Origin of the sequence: Ramlibacter lithotrophicus, assembly GCF_012184415.1 — a bacterium.
GTDB lineage: Bacteria > Pseudomonadota > Gammaproteobacteria > Burkholderiales > Burkholderiaceae_C > Ramlibacter > Ramlibacter lithotrophicus.
The window spans coordinates 694,923-710,701 of record NZ_VTOX01000002.1 but is presented as its reverse complement, the minus strand read 5'-3'; the positions used below and the strand labels follow the sequence as shown (position 1 = coordinate 710,701).

At 70.7% G+C, this 15,779-nt stretch carries 17 protein-coding genes; 7 read left to right on the top strand and 10 right to left on the bottom strand.

All coding sequences use genetic code 11. The features are described 5' to 3' along the window. Positions 1 to 3: 3 nt before the first annotated feature. From RAMLITH_RS09495 to RAMLITH_RS09460, 8 genes are all read right to left on the bottom strand, one after another. Positions 4 to 1,284, bottom strand: a complete 1,281-nt coding sequence (locus tag RAMLITH_RS09495) for a pilus assembly protein TadG-related protein (RefSeq protein ID WP_168107110.1) — start codon at positions 1,282 to 1,284, stop codon at positions 4 to 6. Between the two features lie 27 nt (positions 1,285 to 1,311). Further along, the gene (locus RAMLITH_RS09490) at positions 1,312 to 1,503 is read right to left on the bottom strand and encodes a Flp family type IVb pilin (protein WP_168107109.1); all 192 of its coding nucleotides are present in this window, start codon (positions 1,501 to 1,503) and stop codon (positions 1,312 to 1,314) included. A gap of 96 nt (positions 1,504 to 1,599) precedes the next feature. Next, positions 1,600 to 1,794, bottom strand: coding sequence for a Flp family type IVb pilin (locus RAMLITH_RS09485; RefSeq protein WP_168107108.1), 195 nt, complete (start codon positions 1,792 to 1,794; stop codon positions 1,600 to 1,602). Positions 1,795 to 1,929: 135 nt separating this feature from the next. Beyond that, complete coding sequence (locus RAMLITH_RS09480) at positions 1,930 to 2,202, bottom strand: hypothetical protein (protein WP_168107107.1); 273 nt, start codon at positions 2,200 to 2,202, stop codon at positions 1,930 to 1,932. Between the two features lie 13 nt (positions 2,203 to 2,215). After that, the gene (locus tag RAMLITH_RS09475; RefSeq protein WP_168107106.1) at positions 2,216 to 3,943 is read right to left on the bottom strand and encodes a type II and III secretion system protein family protein; all 1,728 of its coding nucleotides are present in this window, start codon (positions 3,941 to 3,943) and stop codon (positions 2,216 to 2,218) included. A 40-nt stretch (positions 3,944 to 3,983) separates the two neighbouring features. Continuing rightward, positions 3,984 to 4,829, bottom strand: a complete 846-nt coding sequence (gene cpaB / locus RAMLITH_RS09470) for a Flp pilus assembly protein CpaB (protein WP_168107105.1) — start codon at positions 4,827 to 4,829, stop codon at positions 3,984 to 3,986. A 30-nt stretch (positions 4,830 to 4,859) separates the two neighbouring features. Continuing rightward, positions 4,860 to 5,447 (bottom strand): A24 family peptidase, encoded by a 588-nt coding sequence (locus tag RAMLITH_RS09465; protein ID WP_168107104.1) that lies wholly within the window; start codon positions 5,445 to 5,447, stop codon positions 4,860 to 4,862. A 128-nt stretch (positions 5,448 to 5,575) separates the two neighbouring features. After that, positions 5,576 to 5,869: a PilZ domain-containing protein gene (locus tag RAMLITH_RS09460; RefSeq protein WP_168107103.1), complete on the bottom strand. Its 294-nt coding sequence runs from the start codon at positions 5,867 to 5,869 to the stop codon at positions 5,576 to 5,578. Between the two features lie 264 nt (positions 5,870 to 6,133). Between RAMLITH_RS09460 and RAMLITH_RS09455 the strand changes: the two genes are divergently transcribed. The 6 genes from RAMLITH_RS09455 to RAMLITH_RS09430 all read left to right on the top strand — a co-directional run bounded on the left by RAMLITH_RS09455 (position 6,134) and on the right by RAMLITH_RS09430 (position 12,156). Continuing rightward, positions 6,134 to 6,811, top strand: a complete 678-nt coding sequence (locus tag RAMLITH_RS09455) for a response regulator transcription factor (protein WP_168107102.1) — start codon at positions 6,134 to 6,136, stop codon at positions 6,809 to 6,811. A gap of 114 nt (positions 6,812 to 6,925) precedes the next feature. Further along, the gene (locus tag RAMLITH_RS09450; RefSeq protein WP_168107101.1) at positions 6,926 to 7,747 is read left to right on the top strand and encodes a ZIP family metal transporter; all 822 of its coding nucleotides are present in this window, start codon (positions 6,926 to 6,928) and stop codon (positions 7,745 to 7,747) included. Positions 7,748 to 7,843: 96 nt separating this feature from the next. Next, positions 7,844 to 8,755 carry a PA2169 family four-helix-bundle protein gene (locus RAMLITH_RS09445; RefSeq protein WP_168107100.1) on the top strand — a complete coding sequence of 304 codons (912 nt, stop codon included), beginning with the start codon at positions 7,844 to 7,846 and terminating at the stop codon, positions 8,753 to 8,755. 323 nt (positions 8,756 to 9,078) lie between these two features. After that, on the top strand, positions 9,079 to 10,545 hold the full coding sequence (locus tag RAMLITH_RS09440) for a hypothetical protein (protein ID WP_168107099.1): 1,467 nt from the start codon (positions 9,079 to 9,081) through the stop codon (positions 10,543 to 10,545). A 77-nt stretch (positions 10,546 to 10,622) separates the two neighbouring features. After that, positions 10,623 to 11,351 carry a DUF4142 domain-containing protein gene (locus RAMLITH_RS09435; RefSeq protein WP_168107098.1) on the top strand — a complete coding sequence of 243 codons (729 nt, stop codon included), beginning with the start codon at positions 10,623 to 10,625 and terminating at the stop codon, positions 11,349 to 11,351. 118 nt (positions 11,352 to 11,469) lie between these two features. Next, positions 11,470 to 12,156 carry a DUF4142 domain-containing protein gene (locus tag RAMLITH_RS09430; RefSeq protein WP_168107097.1) on the top strand — a complete coding sequence of 229 codons (687 nt, stop codon included), beginning with the start codon at positions 11,470 to 11,472 and terminating at the stop codon, positions 12,154 to 12,156. Here the strand turns inward: RAMLITH_RS09430 and RAMLITH_RS09425 are convergent. Further along, positions 12,141 to 12,656, bottom strand: coding sequence for a DUF4019 domain-containing protein (locus RAMLITH_RS09425; RefSeq protein WP_168107096.1), 516 nt, complete (start codon positions 12,654 to 12,656; stop codon positions 12,141 to 12,143). The genes RAMLITH_RS09430 and RAMLITH_RS09425 overlap by 16 nt on opposite strands. Positions 12,657 to 12,709: 53 nt before the next feature. Beyond that, positions 12,710 to 13,624, bottom strand: coding sequence for a DUF72 domain-containing protein (locus RAMLITH_RS09420; RefSeq protein ID WP_337786127.1), 915 nt, complete (start codon positions 13,622 to 13,624; stop codon positions 12,710 to 12,712). Between the two features lie 27 nt (positions 13,625 to 13,651). Here RAMLITH_RS09420 and RAMLITH_RS09415 point away from each other — a divergent pair, with 27 nt between their 5' ends. Then, on the top strand, positions 13,652 to 15,745 hold the full coding sequence (locus RAMLITH_RS09415) for an ATP-dependent helicase (protein ID WP_168107094.1): 2,094 nt from the start codon (positions 13,652 to 13,654) through the stop codon (positions 15,743 to 15,745). Positions 15,746 to 15,779 lie beyond the last annotated feature (34 nt).

Sequence of the window (15,779 nt, the reverse complement as noted above, 5' to 3'; positions counted from 1 at the left end):
TCCTCAGCGGACCAGGACCGGCACGAGGGGGCCGGCGGATCCCCCGGGCAGGCCCGACGTGGTGCAAGGGCTGCCCGCCGCGCCGGCGTTGCCGCGGAACTCGAGCCAGGTGTCCGTCATCGGGATGCTGAGCGGCTGCAGCATGAACATGCAGGCATAGTCGATGACGTTGGTGGCTTCGTTGATCACCGGCACGATGACCAGGCGCCGGTTCATGCCGTACGCGCGATGCCCGTCCGTCGGCGCGACGCCCGGGTTGGCGAGCTTCTGGAAGCTGTTCAACGTGAGGCCGGTGATGCCCTCGCAGCCGGTGGCGCCGTTGACGCTCGTGCCGGTGTCCGCGCACGACGCGAACTGCTGGCGCTTGGTGACGAAGTTCGCGGCCGTCGCGTGGGCGCCGGCGGGCGTGGCCCCGCTGTACGCGTTGAACTGCGAGGGCCAGTTGGCCGCGGTATAGGCGTAGCCGGTGAAGTCGGGGCGCTTGACGGCCGGATTGACGGTGTTCTTGTAGATCCCGAACCGGTAGTTCCAGACGTCGGCCACGGCGGTCTGCACGCCTGGCGTGCCGAGCGTGTCGCCGACCTCGGTTCCGCAGTGCCCCTCCATTTCGGCGACGGTTTCGGATGCGCTGTTCGAACCGTCCAGGTTCGCCCAGCCGATCTCGCCGCCGGCGGCGCCAGCCTGTTCCATGATGAGCTTGACCCACTCGCCGGTGCCGAAGCCGTAGGTGGGGCCCGGGCAGGGCCCGCCGCAGGTGGTCTTGGGCTTGAGCGCCACGGGCACGGGGCAGGTGGTCTGGGCGCTCGAGCGCGTCGCCACCGCCCTGGCGAGCACCGAGCGGGTCGAAGGGTAGGCGCCGGTGTCGCCGCCGAAGGCCGCCATCGCGTGCAACAGCCACATGCGGATCGCCGGCTGGGTGTGCTGGCAGTCGGCGTACTTGGCGGTCGCCGGGTTCGTGGTCTCCAGGAAACTGGCGTCCCGGAAGACGATGCCGGCCGCCGTGAGCTGGCCCTGTCCGTCCCAGTTGCCGGACTGCAGGTTGACGCTGTTGAGGTTGCTCGCCGTGAGGCCGGCGCTGCGTCCGCGCGTGATGGAGTCCGCCAGCCCGTCGAGTTCCTGTGCCGCCGAGAGCGCGCAGCTGTCCATCGCGGTCTGCAGCTCGGTTTTCACGATGAACATCCGGCCCAGGTCCAGGGCGATCCCCATGAACCCGAGCAGGAACAGCAGCATCATGGACACCGTGAGGATCACGGCTCCACGCTGGTGGCGTCTGGTGGTCTTCATGGCGCGGCGGCTCCGCTGGAGTGGTGGTCAGGCGCAGGTCCCGGTGAAGCAGTTCGAAAGGCGGGTGAGGAACGTTCCCCACCATCCGCTGTCGGCGAGCGGCTGCAACGCCAGCAGCAGCCCGAGCGCGACGACCGCGACGATCAGGGCGTACTCGATCACCTGGGCTCCGTCTTCTTCGGCCGCCAGCGACCGGGACCGGCTGACAATGCTGCTCATGGCCGCACCTCGCTGATGTTGTCGGAATGTTGTCTCGCAAGCGTGTCGGCTGCGGGACCCGGCAAGGCGCCGGGGCTCCCGCGCCGTCATCGCACCTCAGACGCAGCCGTTCGCCACCCGCAGGCAGTTGCCGACGCGGCCGATGAAGGTGTTGAAGTCGGTGCCGATCAGGTTGTCGAGCAGCAGGATCAGCGCGATCGACACGACGGCGATGATCAGCGCGTATTCGATGACCTGGGCGCCGTCCTCTTCGATCGCGAAGGAACGGATGGAGCTGAAAAGTTGGTTCATGGCATCTCCCGATAAATGGTTGACAGAAGGTTGAATGAAGCTTGCTTGTTGGTGGATGTCGCGGGTCGTTGACTGTTGTCTCGCTCCTTTCCGGCGGCGCGCGCCGAGTGTTCTCGCCGGCAGTGGATTGCCTGGCTACTTGCCAGCGCCCACCGCGCCGCCGATGTTGATCACGTTGACCACCGGCGGCGGGGCCTTGAACGAGTCGTGATAGCGGCCCATGGCTTCGGCGGCCGTCGTGCCTTCCAGGCCGTGCAGGGCGGGGCCGCCGCCGGCCCCGGGATTCAAGGTCATGGCCCGGCGCGCCTCGCGCACGGCGTCGCCGAAGCGCAGGTCGTAATTGGGCGTCGGCGAACTCGCGCATCCGGCAGCCAGGAGCGCCAGGGCGACGATGAGGAACTTGTGCATGTGACCTCCTGCTTCAGGGCGCGAGCGGCTTCGCGGGATTGACCGGCAGCGCGTTGACGGTGGTCTGCAGCACCGGAGTGGAAACGGCCGGCTCCGCAGCCGCGACGTTGCCGAGGGAACTGGTCTGCGGCAAGGCCGCGGGCTCCGGCGGCAGCGCCGACCGCGGCCGCTCGAGGGCAGGGGCCGGAGCGGGCGCCGGCACCGTGGCCGGGGCGGTGCGAGCCGGACCGGCCGGTGGCGGCGCGGCGCCTTCGGCCATCCCGTTGAGGAACAGCTCGGTGCGGTTCGGGACGACGTGGTTGTCGGTCGGCAGCGTCATGGCGGCAGTCACCGGTTTGGCCAGCCGCGGCGTCACCACGAACATCAGCTCGGTCTGGTCGTTCTGGAACTCGGTGGAGCGGAACAGCGCGCCGACGACCGGCGCCTCGCCCAGCCCCGGGAAGCGGTTCAGCGCCTCCGTCACGTTGTTCTTGATGAGGCCGGCGACGGCGAAACTCTGGCCGTCCGCGAGCTGCACGGTGGTGTCCACGCGGCGCGTGGTCATCGAGGGGAGGATGGCGGTGACGCCGTTGACGGCGGTGAACGGCGAGCCGGTCTGCGACAGCTCCGACACTTCGGAGACCACCTTCAGGTTGATCCGCCCGTCGAGCACCGTCGGCGTGAAGCGCAGGCCGACGCCGAACTCCTTCTCCTCCAGCGTGATCGTCGAGCGCCCGGATGCGTTGTCCTGGGCCACCGGGATGAAGATCTTGCCGCCCGACAGGAAGCTGGCGGACTGGCCGCTGATCGCCATGATGTTGGGCTCGGCAAGCACGCGGACGATGCCGTCGTTCTTCGCGGCGTCGATGCCCAGGTCGGTGGAACTCGACGCGTTCGCACCGCCCGGCACCGCGTTGCGCGAGCGGCTCAGGAGGCCCGCGGCACCGCCGAAGAAGCCCGAGATGATCTTGCTCTTGCCGTCGGCCGTCGTGAAGAAGCGCGTGAAATCCAGCCCGAGGCGGTTCAGGAGCGTCTTGCTGACCTCCGCGATCTGCACCTCCAGCATGACCTGTTGCGGCGCGGTCACGCGCAGCAGGTTCACCACCTTCTTGTCGTCGGCGTAGGAGCGCGCCAGGTGCACGACCTGCTCCAGCTTCACCGTGTCGGTGACCGTCCCGGTCAGCACGAGCGAGCTCTCGGCGCCCTTGACCTTCACGCCGGTCTCGTCCGGCATCAGGTCGCGCAGCGTTGCCTGCAGCGTGTCCGGGTCCACCGTCACGACGATGTCCTTGACGGTGCAATGGCCGTCCGCCCCCTGGACCACCACGTTCATCGACCCGGTCTTGCGCCCGAGCAGGAACAGCTCGGTCGGGCTGAGCAAGGTGATCTGCGTGTCAGCGACCCCGTCGGAGGCGCCGGCGCCGCCTGCGGGCTGCGTCCCCGCGGCGCCCGCCGCCTGCCCCTGCTCGACCGGCACGGGCCGGCCGGCGCGGCTCGAGGGCTGCCCTCCGACCACCAGGCGCACGGCCGGCGCGTCGAGCCGCACGACTCGGGACTTGCCGAGGGTGAGATAGGTCGTCGGATCGAGCTTGACCGACGTGCAGGGCCGCAGTGCCGAGGCGCCGTTGGTCGTCGGCTGGCCGGCGCCGGGGGCGGGCGCCCGCTGCGAAGGCTGCTGGGCGAGGGCGGCCAGGCCGAAGCCGGCAAGGACGGCGAGCACGGCGGCGCTCAGGACCGGACGGCCCCGGTGGAATGTTGACATGTGGTTCTCCCTGGTTTTCTTCTTCGGGGGCAGCGCGAGCTCAGAAGCAGTGCATCGCGCGGGTGCCGTTGCGGATGACTTCGACGCAGTCGCGCGGCGCCGGCTGCGGCTGCGGCATGCGAGGTGCGCCCATCACGGCCGTGCGGACGATCGCCGGCGGAGGAGGAGCCTTCGCGACGGCCTGCTTGAACCGCAGCAGCTGGTCGCGGGTGATGCCGTCGGTCGCGACCGTCTGCTTGTCCAGCTGGTTGCGCAGCACCAGCGACAAGGTGCCGACGCTGCGGGCGAGGTCCAGCTTCTCGGCGTCTTCCAGGCTCAGTTCCAGCGTCACTGCGCTGACGACCTTGGGCTTGGTGTCGTCGCGGCTCGCCTCCTGGGCGACGGCGAGGACCAGGACATGCTCCAGGACCGTCAGGCTGATCTGGTTGGCTTCGCCCTTGCCGTTGTCGCGCTGCGTGTTCAGCATCACGTCGACATAGGTGCCGGGCAGGGCGAATCCGGCGACGCCGACGACGTCGTTGACACGCACGGTCATGGCCCGCTTGCCCTCGGCGATCACGGCCGACAGCCCGCCCTTGGAGCCTGGTGGCGAGAGCTTGCGTTCGAGAATGGCGTCGCCGCGCAGGACGCTGACCTTCACGACGCGATCCTGGAGGTCCTTGGCGTCGCGGAACGCGCCCTCGGGCACGGATCCGGTGGGCCAGTCGACGAGCTGGATCATCTGCGGATTGATCTTGCTGCCGAGTTCGATGTCGACGGCCGCGACGGCGACCTTGCTCGAGGCAATGTTGCCGCGCTGTGCCACCCAGCTGGCCGCGTAGACCGCGGCGGCGAGTCCGGTGATGACTGCAAGGAGGAGCAGTCCGATTGCCTTCATGTTTCTCATGGCATTACTCCGGTGAAGTCGGGGGCGGCCTCAGGCCTGGCTCAGGACGACCCAGGCGATCGTTCCCGCGCTGATGCTGACGCCGTAAGGAAGGTTGCCGACGGAGGGGCGCGGGGCGCCGGCCCGCACGCCGCTCATGGCCGCGAATGCCATCGACTGGACGATGTCGACCACGTTGGCCGTCATCCGGCCGAATGCGCGCCGCCAGAGGGCATAGCCGACCGCCAGCACCCCCCCCGCGACGAACACGCACAGCACCGCCGGCACGATCTGGCCCAGCCCGAGGAACGCGCCGGCCATGGCCATCAACTTCACGTCGCCGGCGCCCATGACGCGCAGGGCGTACATCGGCAGCATCAGGGCCAGCCCCGCCGCCAGGCCGCCGAGCGACCACAGCAGGCCGTCGGCTGCCCATGCCGGGCCGAGCAGCCGCCACTGGATCGCCGTGCCGAGGACCAGGCCGATCACGGCGCCGCCGTACGTCAGCCAGTTCGGAATGCGGAAGGTGCGCACGTCGATGAACGCGGCCAGCATCAGGAGCACGACGAGCAGCGCGAGCCGGGCGTCGGCGAGGTCCGGCGTGGCCAGCTGCGCCAGCGATTCGAATCCACTCTTCATGCGCTTGCTCCCTTTCTTGGTGACGGATGTCGGGGAATGTGAATATGCGGAACGCCGGCTTGCCCCGCCATGGGTTCGTCCTCCCGATTTCGGCAGGACAAACCCGGCTGGCCGCCGGGACAAACTCACTAGCCGCTGTCGGGCTCGATCGCGTCCAGCCGGGGGTCGATCAGGCGCACCGCGACGCCGGTGCGGCCGTCCCTCAGCTCGACCCGCACGATCTCGCCGGACGCCGTGAACCGCATGGAAACCTCGGGCAACTCGAGTTCGAAATCGACGGGACCGCTCAGCACGTGCGCGCCTTGCATCTCGAAGTACAGGCCCGAGGCGCTGATGTCGCGCGTCACCGCCTGCGCGCCATCCGCGAGTTTCAGGAGGAGCGCGAGGCGCTCCCGGGGGTTGACGCGTTGTTCCTCGAACATGCGGACAGTGTGGGCGGCACGCCCGGGCGTGTCGTGGGCGGTTCAGGCCTTTCCACCTGGGAGCTTTCGCCGCGTCGGCGTGGTTCTCGTCCCCGGCTTCGGAGCCCGTCGCGCATGACAAACGTCCCGGTCGAGTTCACTGTCGGGCACCGGCTGTGACATCGTCCTGAAATTTGCGACAAATTGCGCACGGCGGGTTTGGTCCCGTTCCACGGGCGGCACAGGCTCATTACCATCAGATCCCCTTTGCCTGAGCCGTCGAAAATGAACAACGCCGCTCGCGCCCGCCCGACCCAGGTCTTCGTGATCGCGCTGCCCCTGGTCTGCTGGGGTCTCGAGCGGCTGGTGCAGTCGGCGCACCCCCGGTTCGAGGTCATCGGCACCGCGACCGACCTGGACGGTGGCCTGGCGATGCTGCAGAGGGTGTCGGCCCACGTGGCCGTGCTCGCGATCGACGCCAGCCGCATCGAGGTGCTTGCCGAGTTCTGCGCCAAGACGCAGGCGAAGTTGCTTCTTGTGACGGCGTCGTCGGACCACGCGTGGATGGACAGCGCCGTGATGGCCGGGGTGCGCGGCGTGGTGCGGACCGGCGAGCCGCCCGAGGCGCTCCTCAAGGCCATCGAGAAGGTCGACGACGGCGAGCTGTGGATCGACCGCGGCGCGACCAGCCGCATCTTCATGGAGATGGCGCGCCAGAAGGCGGCCGATCGCAGCGATCCGGAACGCTCGAAGATCGCGACGCTCACGCTGCGCGAGCGGCAGACCATCGCGGCCGTCGCGAGCGATGCCTCCGCGCCCGGCAAGGTCATCGCCGATCGGCTCTGCATCAGCGAGCACACCTTGCGCAACCATCTCACCTCGATCTACAACAAGCTGGGCGTGTGCAACCGGCTGGACCTGTACGCGTTCGCCACCCGCCACAGCCTGCACGAACTGCGTTGACGGGGGCGCCGCGCACGGCGCCCGCGGCGGGATTGTTAAGATCGCCGCCGAGCCGGACGCTTCGAGGCCGGCCAGAGGGATCCAGGGCGCGCGCTCCAGCGCGCCCGTCGCGCCATGACCTTGCTTTCAATCTTCGCCGCCACGCTGGCCGTCGGCATCGGCAGCGTGTGGCTGGCCGCCGGCCTCATGCGACTGGGCTTCCGCGGCCAGGGCGGCGTGCAGACCGCGACCCACGTGGGACCGCAGCACCTCCTGAGCCTGGCGGCCGGTGCGCTGCTTGCCACTGCGTTCATGCACCTGTTGCCGGAAGCGTTCGAGAGCGGCGCGGGCGCGGAGGCGCTGTTCTCGGTGCTGCTGTTCGGGCTGGTGTTCTTCTTCCTGCTGGACAAGGCCGAGTTGTGGCACCACGGGCACGAACACCATCACGCCGGCGGGGAGCCTGCGCACGGCCACCACGCGCACGAGCACGACACCCGGCTGCGCTCGGGCGCGTGGGCCGTCCTCGCCGGCGACAGCGTGCACTGCTTCGGCGACGGCATCCTGATCGCGTCGGCCTTCGTGGCCGACCTGCGCCTGGGGCTGGTCGCCGCGCTCGCCGTGCTGGCGCACGAGGTGCCGCACCACGTCGGCGACCTGGCGGTGCTGCGCGCGAGCAGCGGCAACCGGCGCATGGCGCTGGTGAAGGTCTCGCTCGCCGGCGCGGTCACGCCGCTGGGCGGCCTGGTCGGGTGGTGGCTGGTGGACCGGCTGCACGAATTCCTGCCGTATTTCCTCACCGTGGCGAGCAGCAGCTTCATCTACGTCGCGCTGGCGGACCTGATCCCGCAGCTGCAGAAGCGCCTGACGGCGGCGGAGACGGGCGCCCAGATCTTCTGGCTGCTGGTGGGCATCTCGCTCGTGATGGGCGCCAGCCACCTGGTTCACGCGACGCATTGACGCCGCCCGCGCGCGGCGCATCCGTCGGCTCCATCCTACGAGTCCGCGCGGCTCCCGCCGACGGGCACCCGGGCAACCGCAGCCACCATGCAGGGCATGCAATCACAGGCAGGACAGTGGAGCGCCCGAGAGGGTGACGGTGGATGGGGCGGCGACGTTGCCGCGGCGCGGCCGGCGGCACCGGTCGCCAGCCTCGCGCAGGCCGCCGCCCTGCTGCGGCCCGGCGACCCGGAGCACGCGGCGTATCCGCTGAGCGAGGCCGACTACTGGCGCGAGGCTTATGCTGGCGAGCCTTACCATGATCCCGCGCGCAGCGCCGGCGATTACGGCCCCGCGTACGAGCTCGGCTGGGTGAGCTACCACCTGTATGGCGGTGAGTTCGACGTCGCCGAGCGCGTGGTCGCCAATGACTGGCTGGTGCGCAAAGGCGTGTCCAAGCTGTCGTGGGACGAGGCCCGGCCCGCGGCCCGTGCCGCCTGGCAGCGCGCCGAGAACGCGCGCTCGTATGCGACCGACGGCAGCGCCGGCGCCGCGCGGGTGGGCGAGGTGCTGGAGGCGCTCCTCGAGAACGCGTGCGACGGCGAACTGGGTCTGCGCGAGGCGGCGGAACATGCCCGGACCGCCGAACTGGCCGCGCACTTCGAAGCGCTCGCGAGCCAGTGCGCCAGCTGGTCGCAGCACTGGCGCGGCGAACTCGAACGGCGCGGCGCCGCGGTCGGCGAACGGGGCAGCGTGACCGGCGCGGCCCAGCGCGTGTGGTTGCAGATCCGCGGTCTCTTCGGCGGTGCCGGCGACGACGCCCTGCTGCAGGAATGCGAGCGTGGCCTGGATGACATCGCGCGGCAGTGCCGCGACGCCCTGCAAGCCAATCTGCCGCGCGAACTGCACGAGGCGGCGCAGCGCCAGCTGGAACAGGCGCAGCGCCATGCCGACCACGTCAGGCAATTGCGCCAGCAACCCGCACCCACCGACGCGCCGCCCGCCCGCTCGCCTTCGCTGAGCCAGTGACTGCTGCCGCTGCGGGCGCGGCGTCACCCGACAGGCGGACTCCCAGGCCGCAGACGGCCGGGCGCAGCCGCGGAGGAACGGCCGCGGACGTGGACGTGGACGTCCGTCCCGGACACACACATCTTCAAAGTCCTGTTCCGCGCCGTCGTCTGCGGCTCTTGCCCTCGCCTGTCCGCGGAACGCGCGCCGTGCAATGCCGAGCAGTCCTACACGATGTCGCCCTTGTCCGACACGAAGGCTCATCGTGCCGTCCTAACGTCGTCCGGCGACGGGCCCGGGGGCCCCGCTTTTTCGACAGCAGCGACAAGCAAGGAGAACTGCAGATGGCATCACACGATTACGACGACAACCAGCGGCATCAGGGCCGGGGCAGCGAGCAACAGGGCCGCCAGGGCGGCCAGGCCGGCGGCGAGTCGCGCGGCAGCTGGAGCCAGGGTGGCTCGCAGCAAGGCGGCTCGCAGGGTTATGGCCAACGGTCCGGCTCCGACTTCGGCTCGCAGCAGTCCGGCGGGTATGGCGGCTATGGCGGCGGCGGCGAGAGCCATGGCTACGGCCGCGGCACCTCGGGCTCTGAATACGGCCAGGGCCAGGGCCAGGGCCAGGGTCGGGGTGGCGAGTTCGGCAGCCACGGCGGCGAGTTCGGCAGCCAGGGCGGCTGGGGCCGGAACGCGGGCGGCATGCAGTCCTCCGGCTTCGGTGGCGCGGGCGGCAGCCAGGGCTATGGCGGCGGCCAGACCGGCCAGAGCGGCTATGGCAGCTGGGGCGGCCAAGGGGGCCAGGGCGGCGCCGACTGGGGCAGCCAGCACCAGCAACGCACCTGGGGCAGCAGCCAGCAGAGCGGCGGTTCGGGCGGCAGCCAGGGCGGCGGCTACGGCGGCCAAGGCGGCTACAGCGGCGGCATGGGCGGCCAGGGCGGCCAGGGCAGCTACGGTGGGATGGGCGGCCAGCACATGGGCTCGACCGGCGGCTACGGCGGCATGGGCGGCCAGCACATGGGATCGCAGGGCGGCTACGGCATGGGCGGCCAGGGCCAGTACGGCGGCGGCATGGGCGGGCAGCACATGGGCTCGCAAGGCGGCTATGGCGGATCGCAGGGCGGCTATGGCTCGCAAGGTGGCTATGGCGGCATGGGCGGCCAGCACATGCAGGGTGGCTATGGTGGCCAGGGCGGACAGCACATGGGGTCGCAGGGCTACGGCGGCATGGGCGGCCAGCAGGGCTACGGCGCCACGGGCGGCCAGTACGGCGGCTCGCAAGGTGGCTATGGCGGCATGGGCAACATGGGTTCGCAAGGCTACGGCAGCAGCGGCTACAACCAGGGCCAGGGCTGGAGCGGCGGCCAGGAGCACGGCCATGGCTCCGGCGGTTCCATGGGCAGCGGCGGCCATCACGATCCGGACTACCAGAAGTGGCGCGAGGAGCAGATGCGCAACCTGGACAACGACTACCACTCGTGGCGCGAGGACCGCTACAAGAAGTTCTCGGATGACTTCACCAGCTGGCGCGCGAGCCGCAGCGGGGGCCAGGGCCAGGGCGGCAGCGGCGCCGGTTCGAGCGGCAGCATGGGCGGCAGCAGCGGCACGTCGGGGTACGGGTCGAGCCAGATGTCGGAGTCCAGCGGCATGGGGAGCGCGGGCACCACGATGAGCGGCGGTGGGACGGGCACCGGCAGCAGCACGACCGGCGGCAGCAGCACCGGCAGCACGGGCAGTACCGGCAGCAGCGGCACGGGCAGCAGCACGGGCACCAGCACGGGCAGCAGCGGCAGTTTGTCGTCCACGAGGAAGTAAGCCCGCACGCGGGCCAACCGGTCCGGTGGCGCCGCTTGCGGCGCCACCATTTTTTTGACTCGCCGAAGGAACATTCCATGAGAAGACCCTCGATGCGCACCATTCCCCTCGCCATCTCGCTCGCGCTGTCGTTCGGCGTCGCGCTGGCCCAGACCACCGCGAGCGGCGGCACTTCCGGCACCGGCTCGTCCGCGACCGGGGGCCAGTCGGCGCCCGCGGCCCAACCGGGCACCGGCGCCCGCAACGCCGAAACGCGCAAGGACGACAAGCTGGCGCGCGGCGACCGCAAGTTCATCCAGGAGGCCGCCGAGGCCGGCATGTACGAAGTGGAGGCCGCGAAGATCGCCGCCAGCAAGGCGACGGATCCGGCCGTGAAGAGCTACGCCGGCATGCTGGTGGACCAGCACAGCGCCGCCAACAACGAGCTTGTCCAGCTGGCCAACGCGAAGAAGGTGGAGCTGCCGGCCGCGCCTCCGCGCAGCAAGCGCCGCGACATCGAGAAGCTCGGCAAGCTGGGCGGCAAGGAGCTGGACCAGCGCTTCGTGCGCGAGGTCGGCATCAAGGACCACCAGCGGGACATCAGGAAGTTCGAGAAGGCCGGCAAGGACGTCAAGGACCCCGAGCTCAAGGCCTGGATCGAGAAGACGCTGCCGCATCTGCGCGAGCACCTCGCCGCCGCGCAGAAGCTGCCGCAGTCCGGCGGGGATGCCAGCGCGATGGGCAATCGCGCTGGAGGCAGCGACCTGGGCTCGACGCCCAGGGGCTCCGCCACCGGCACCAACACCGGCAACAAGACGGGCAGCTGATCGCTCCGTCCTACGGCGCCACGAGGTGCGCGCCGACGTTGCGCGGCCGCGCCGCTGCTGAGGATCGGGGCTGCGCCGGCATCGAGCCGCGCGCGGCGGTGCAGGAGGAGAGGCGGTGATGAGGAGCGTCTGCTGGTGCGTCGTGGCCGCGTTCGCCGGTCCGCTGTGCAGCGCCGGGGCCCGGGCCGAGACCGAGGCCGAATACGCGGCCCCGCGACCCGCCGGTGCCCGCTCGCCCGCTCCTCCACCACGCACCACCCCCCGGCACATGTTCGCCCCCGCCGCCGCCGCCAGTGCGCGGCGCCTGTCCCCGCACGAACGCGAGGAGCGGCGCTTCCTGAGGGAGGCTGCCGCCGCGAGCCGCTTCCAGGCCGAAGCCGCCCGGCTGGTGCTGGCGAAGTCGACCGACCCGGGCGTGCGCTCGTTCGCCGCGACGCTCGCCAGCCATCACTCGGCCAGCGGCGACGACCTGCTGCGCATGCTGCACCGGCGCGGCATGGCCGCGCCGATGCTGGAGAACTCGCAGCGGCGCACGCTCACGCGGTTGGCGCGGCTGCAGGGCGCGAAGCTGGACCGGACCTGGGTGGCGGAAGTCGCCGTCCAGGCGCAGCAGGAAACCGTTTCTGCCTACGAGCAGGCGGGCGCCGCGGTCCAGGACCCGGCGCTGCGCCAGTGGCTGGCGCAAGGGGTGCCGGCGTTGCGCTACCACGTGGCGAGCGCCGAGCGCCTGGCCGGTGCCGGCGCCGCGCGCGCGGCCGGGCATTCGGCCGCGCCCCGGGCGCGCCGCGATCAGCGTGTGGAATAGCCGGTGACACGCCACTTGCCGTCCGTGTCGCGGACGGTGGTGACGACTTCCTGCACCTGCTTGCGCTCGAATTTCGAGTCGAAGATGACGGTGACGTATTCGCCGTCCGGGCGGCCCTGCAGCGTCGTCTTGTAGACCGCGTCGGCCTGGGTGCGCTGCACCAGGGCGCCCAGCGGCTCGCGCACCTTCGGGATGCCGTCCATCCAGGTGGCCAGCGGCACGGTGCCGCGGAACACCGTGCTCGACGCCTCCCAGGCGCGGCCCCAGTCGCGTCGATCGAGCAGCACCAGCCAGCCGCCGGCGGCCAGCGCTCCGGCGGCTGCCTTCTCACGCTGCGCGGCGTTCGCCGGTGCCGGTGCCGAAGCCGGCTGCGCGGATGGCGCGGCGGGGGCCGTGGGCAGCGCGTTGCGCGGTGGCTTCAATTGCGCGGTGGCGGCGGTCGTGAACACGGCGGCGGCCAGCGCGACGGCGGCGGGAGCGAACTTTCGGATATGGGTCATGTGGCGGCAGTCTAGCGGGGCAAGGCCCCGCCAGCCGGCGCGGCAGCGCGTTCTTACGTTCGTTGACTTCCCGTTGACGCCAGCACCTGGCGCATCAGCCGGGCGCTTTCCTGGCCCTGGTCCTCGTAATTGGTGTTGAACAGGACGTGGACGTGCTGCGCGAGGCCCGCCATGCGCCCGATCTCGGGCGCCATGGCGGCCAGCTCCTCGCGCGAATACCAGTAGTCGAAGCGGCTGGAGGCGCTCGTGGCGCCCTTGATGTTCCAGGTGGCCGCATTGCGCCCGTGCAGCCGTACGATCGCCAGGGCGGGGTTGGTGACGGCCCAGACGCACGGCACCACGTTGGCGAAGCCCTGCGGCGCGTCGACGATGGTGTGAACGACGCCGAGCTCGCGCTCGAAGTCCAGGGTGCGTTCGAGGTGCTCGCCTTCGAACCAGCTCTTGTTGCGGAACTCCACGGCCAGCAGGTGCCCCGGCATGCGCTCGACGCAATGGCGTACGTGTGCCATTCCGTCACGGTTGCGCAGCAGCCAGGGCGCGAACTGGAAGTGCACGGCGCCGAGCTTGCCGTTGGCCCGCAGCGGGGCCAGCGCCTCGATGAACCGGCGCCACAGCTCGTCGCGGATCTCCGCCGGCGTGTCGCGGTAGTACATCATCTTCGGCGGGTTCGGGCCGAGCGCCTCGCGCAGGTCCTTGTGCAGGACGTCGGGCGAGGTCTGGTGGCCGGTGAACAGGCGGAACGCCTTGACGTTGAAGACGAAGCCGGGCGGGGTGCGCTGCGCCCACAGCTGCGCGTTGACCGGCGTCGGCACCCCGTAGTAGCTGGAATCCACCTCGACCAGCGGGAACTGCGTGGCGTAGTAGCGCAGCCGCGCCTCCGCGCTCTTGCAGTCCTTCGGGTAGAAGCGCCCGCAGTCGATGAGGGTCTTGTCGGTCCAGGAGGCCGTGCCGACGAGGATGTTGTCCACTGGATTAATATACAGTGGTCGCCCGCCATGCAGTCCGTCCATTCTCCCGCCGCCACCATCGATCCGCTCGCCGAACTGAATCCGCAGCAGCTCGAGGCCGTGCGGCACGGCACCGGGGACGACGCGCACGACCAGCGCGCGCTGCTGGTGATCGCCGGTGCCGGTTCGGGCAAGACCAGCACCCTGGCCCATCGTGTCGCCAACCTGGTGCGCCATGGGGCCGATCCGCAGCGGATGATGCTGCTCACGTTCAGCCGGCGCGCGGCGCAGGAGATGGAGCGCCGCGTCGGCAGTGTGCTGCAGCGCTCGTTGCGCCTCGCGCCTTCCGCCGCGCTGCCTGCCCTGCCGTGGAGCGGCACGTTCCACGGCATCGGCGCGCGGCTGCTGCGCGAGTACGCCCTGCGCATCGGGCTGCAGGAGAACTTCACCATCCACGACCGCGGCGATGCGGAAGACCTGATGGGGCTGGTGCGCCACGACATCGGCCTGGCGGAGACGAAGAACCGCTTCCCGCTCAAGGGCACCTGCCTTTCGATCTACTCGCGCGTGCTCAACACCTGCGAGCCGCTGGATCGCGTGCTGCAGGACATGTATCCGTGGTGCAGTCAGTGGGAGAGCGAACTCAAGCGCCTGTTCGGCGCGTACGTGGAAGCCAAGCAGCAGCAGAACGTGCTGGACTACGACGACCTGCTGCTGTTCTGGGACGAGATGATGGCCGAGCCGGCGCTGGCGGCCGAGGTCGGCGCGCGCTTCGACCACGTGCTGGTCGACGAATACCAGGACACCAACCGGCTGCAGTCGCGGATCCTGCTGGCGATGAAGCCGACCGGCCAGGGCGTCACCGTGGTCGGTGACGATGCGCAGAGCATCTATTCCTTCCGCGGCGCGACGGTCCGCAACATCCTCGACTTCCCACGGCAGTTCGCCGCCGGCGAAGCGCGGGTGGTCACGCTGCAGCGCAACTACCGCAGCACCCAGGCGATCCTGGATGCAAGCAATGCCGTGATAGCGGCCGCGCGCGAGCGGCACGCCAAGCAGCTGTGGACCGACAAGGCGGCGGGTCCGCGCGCGCAGCTGCTGCTGGTGCCGGACGAGGCGTCGCAGGCACGCTGGGTCGCCGACCAGGTCCTGCGCCAGCGCGAAGCGGGCTGCCGGCTCAAGAGCCAGGCGGTGCTGTTCCGCACCAGCAGCCACAGCGCGGCCCTGGAGCTGGAACTGGCGCGGCGCAACATCCCGTTCGTCAAGTTCGGCGGGCTCAAGTTCCTGGAAGCGGCGCATGTCAAGGACCTGCTGGCCGTGCTGCGCTTCGCGCAGAACCCGCGCGGGCGGCTGGCGGGCTTTCGCGTCGCCCAGCTCGTTCCCGGGATCGGGCAGGCCACGGCCACCCGGCTGCTCGATGCGATGGCCGAGGCCGCCGAGCCGGCCGACGTGGTGCAGCGTTTCGAACCGCCGCCCGCTGCCCGCGAGGCCTGGCAGGACTTCGCGGCCCTGTATGCGCGCCTGCGCCGCCCGGCGAGCGACTGGCCGATGGAACTGGAGCTGGCCCGCGACTGGTACCTGCCGCACCTGGAGCGCGTGCACGACGACGCGCACGTGCGCAAGCTCGACCTGGACCAGCTGGTGCGCCTGGGCGCCGGCTACGCGAGCCGCGAGCGGTTCCTCACCGAGCTCACGCTCGATCCGCCCCAGGCCACCAGCGACGAGGCCGGCGTGCCGCTGCTGGACGAGGACTACCTGATCCTGTCGACGATCCACAGCGCCAAGGGCCAGGAGTGGCGTTGCGTGCACGTGCTGAACGTGGTCGACGGCTGCATCCCGAGCGACATGGCGACCGGCACCACCGAAGCGCTGGAGGAGGAGCGGCGGCTGCTGTACGTCGCGATGACGCGGGCGCGCGAGCACCTGCACCTGGTCGTGCCGCACCGCTTCTACGTCACGCAGCAGGCCGGCGGCGGCGACCGCCACGTGTACGCGGCGCGTAGCCGCTTCATCACGGACGCGATGGCGCAGCGGTTCGACCAGGTGACGTGGCCGCCGGCGCAGCCGCAGGGCGCGGGCGCGGCCGAGCCGGCGGCACCCGTGCTGCAGGTGCGGGCCCGCTCCCGCGCCGCGTGGCGCTGAGCGCTGCCGTCCTACGGGCCGGCGGACCATGCGA

What these genes read in the sequence shown, in the direction of transcription:
- RAMLITH_RS09480 (WP_168107107.1), bottom strand. Translation starts at nt 2,202, where the DNA reads ATGCACAAGTTCCTCATCGTCGCCCTGGCGCTCCTGGCTGCCGGATGC.
- RAMLITH_RS09465 (WP_168107104.1), bottom strand. Translation starts at nt 5,447, where the DNA reads ATGAAGAGTGGATTCGAATCGCTGGCGCAGCTGGCCACGCCGGACCTC.
- RAMLITH_RS09455 (WP_168107102.1), top strand. Translation starts at nt 6,134, where the DNA reads ATGAACAACGCCGCTCGCGCCCGCCCGACCCAGGTCTTCGTGATCGCG.
- RAMLITH_RS09445 (WP_168107100.1), top strand. Translation starts at nt 7,844, where the DNA reads ATGCAATCACAGGCAGGACAGTGGAGCGCCCGAGAGGGTGACGGTGGA.
- RAMLITH_RS09490 (WP_168107109.1), bottom strand. Translation starts at nt 1,503, where the DNA reads ATGAGCAGCATTGTCAGCCGGTCCCGGTCGCTGGCGGCCGAAGAAGAC.
- RAMLITH_RS09450 (WP_168107101.1), top strand. Translation starts at nt 6,926, where the DNA reads ATGACCTTGCTTTCAATCTTCGCCGCCACGCTGGCCGTCGGCATCGGC.
- RAMLITH_RS09440 (WP_168107099.1), top strand. Translation starts at nt 9,079, where the DNA reads ATGGCATCACACGATTACGACGACAACCAGCGGCATCAGGGCCGGGGC.
- RAMLITH_RS09495 (WP_168107110.1), bottom strand. Translation starts at nt 1,284, where the DNA reads ATGAAGACCACCAGACGCCACCAGCGTGGAGCCGTGATCCTCACGGTG.
- RAMLITH_RS09415 (WP_168107094.1), top strand. Translation starts at nt 13,652, where the DNA reads ATGCAGTCCGTCCATTCTCCCGCCGCCACCATCGATCCGCTCGCCGAA.
- RAMLITH_RS09425 (WP_168107096.1), bottom strand. Translation starts at nt 12,656, where the DNA reads ATGACCCATATCCGAAAGTTCGCTCCCGCCGCCGTCGCGCTGGCCGCC.
- cpaB (WP_168107105.1), bottom strand. Translation starts at nt 4,829, where the DNA reads ATGAGAAACATGAAGGCAATCGGACTGCTCCTCCTTGCAGTCATCACC.
- RAMLITH_RS09475 (WP_168107106.1), bottom strand. Translation starts at nt 3,943, where the DNA reads ATGTCAACATTCCACCGGGGCCGTCCGGTCCTGAGCGCCGCCGTGCTC.
- RAMLITH_RS09485 (WP_168107108.1), bottom strand. Translation starts at nt 1,794, where the DNA reads ATGAACCAACTTTTCAGCTCCATCCGTTCCTTCGCGATCGAAGAGGAC.
- RAMLITH_RS09430 (WP_168107097.1), top strand. Translation starts at nt 11,470, where the DNA reads ATGAGGAGCGTCTGCTGGTGCGTCGTGGCCGCGTTCGCCGGTCCGCTG.
- RAMLITH_RS09435 (WP_168107098.1), top strand. Translation starts at nt 10,623, where the DNA reads ATGAGAAGACCCTCGATGCGCACCATTCCCCTCGCCATCTCGCTCGCG.
- RAMLITH_RS09460 (WP_168107103.1), bottom strand. Translation starts at nt 5,869, where the DNA reads ATGTTCGAGGAACAACGCGTCAACCCCCGGGAGCGCCTCGCGCTCCTC.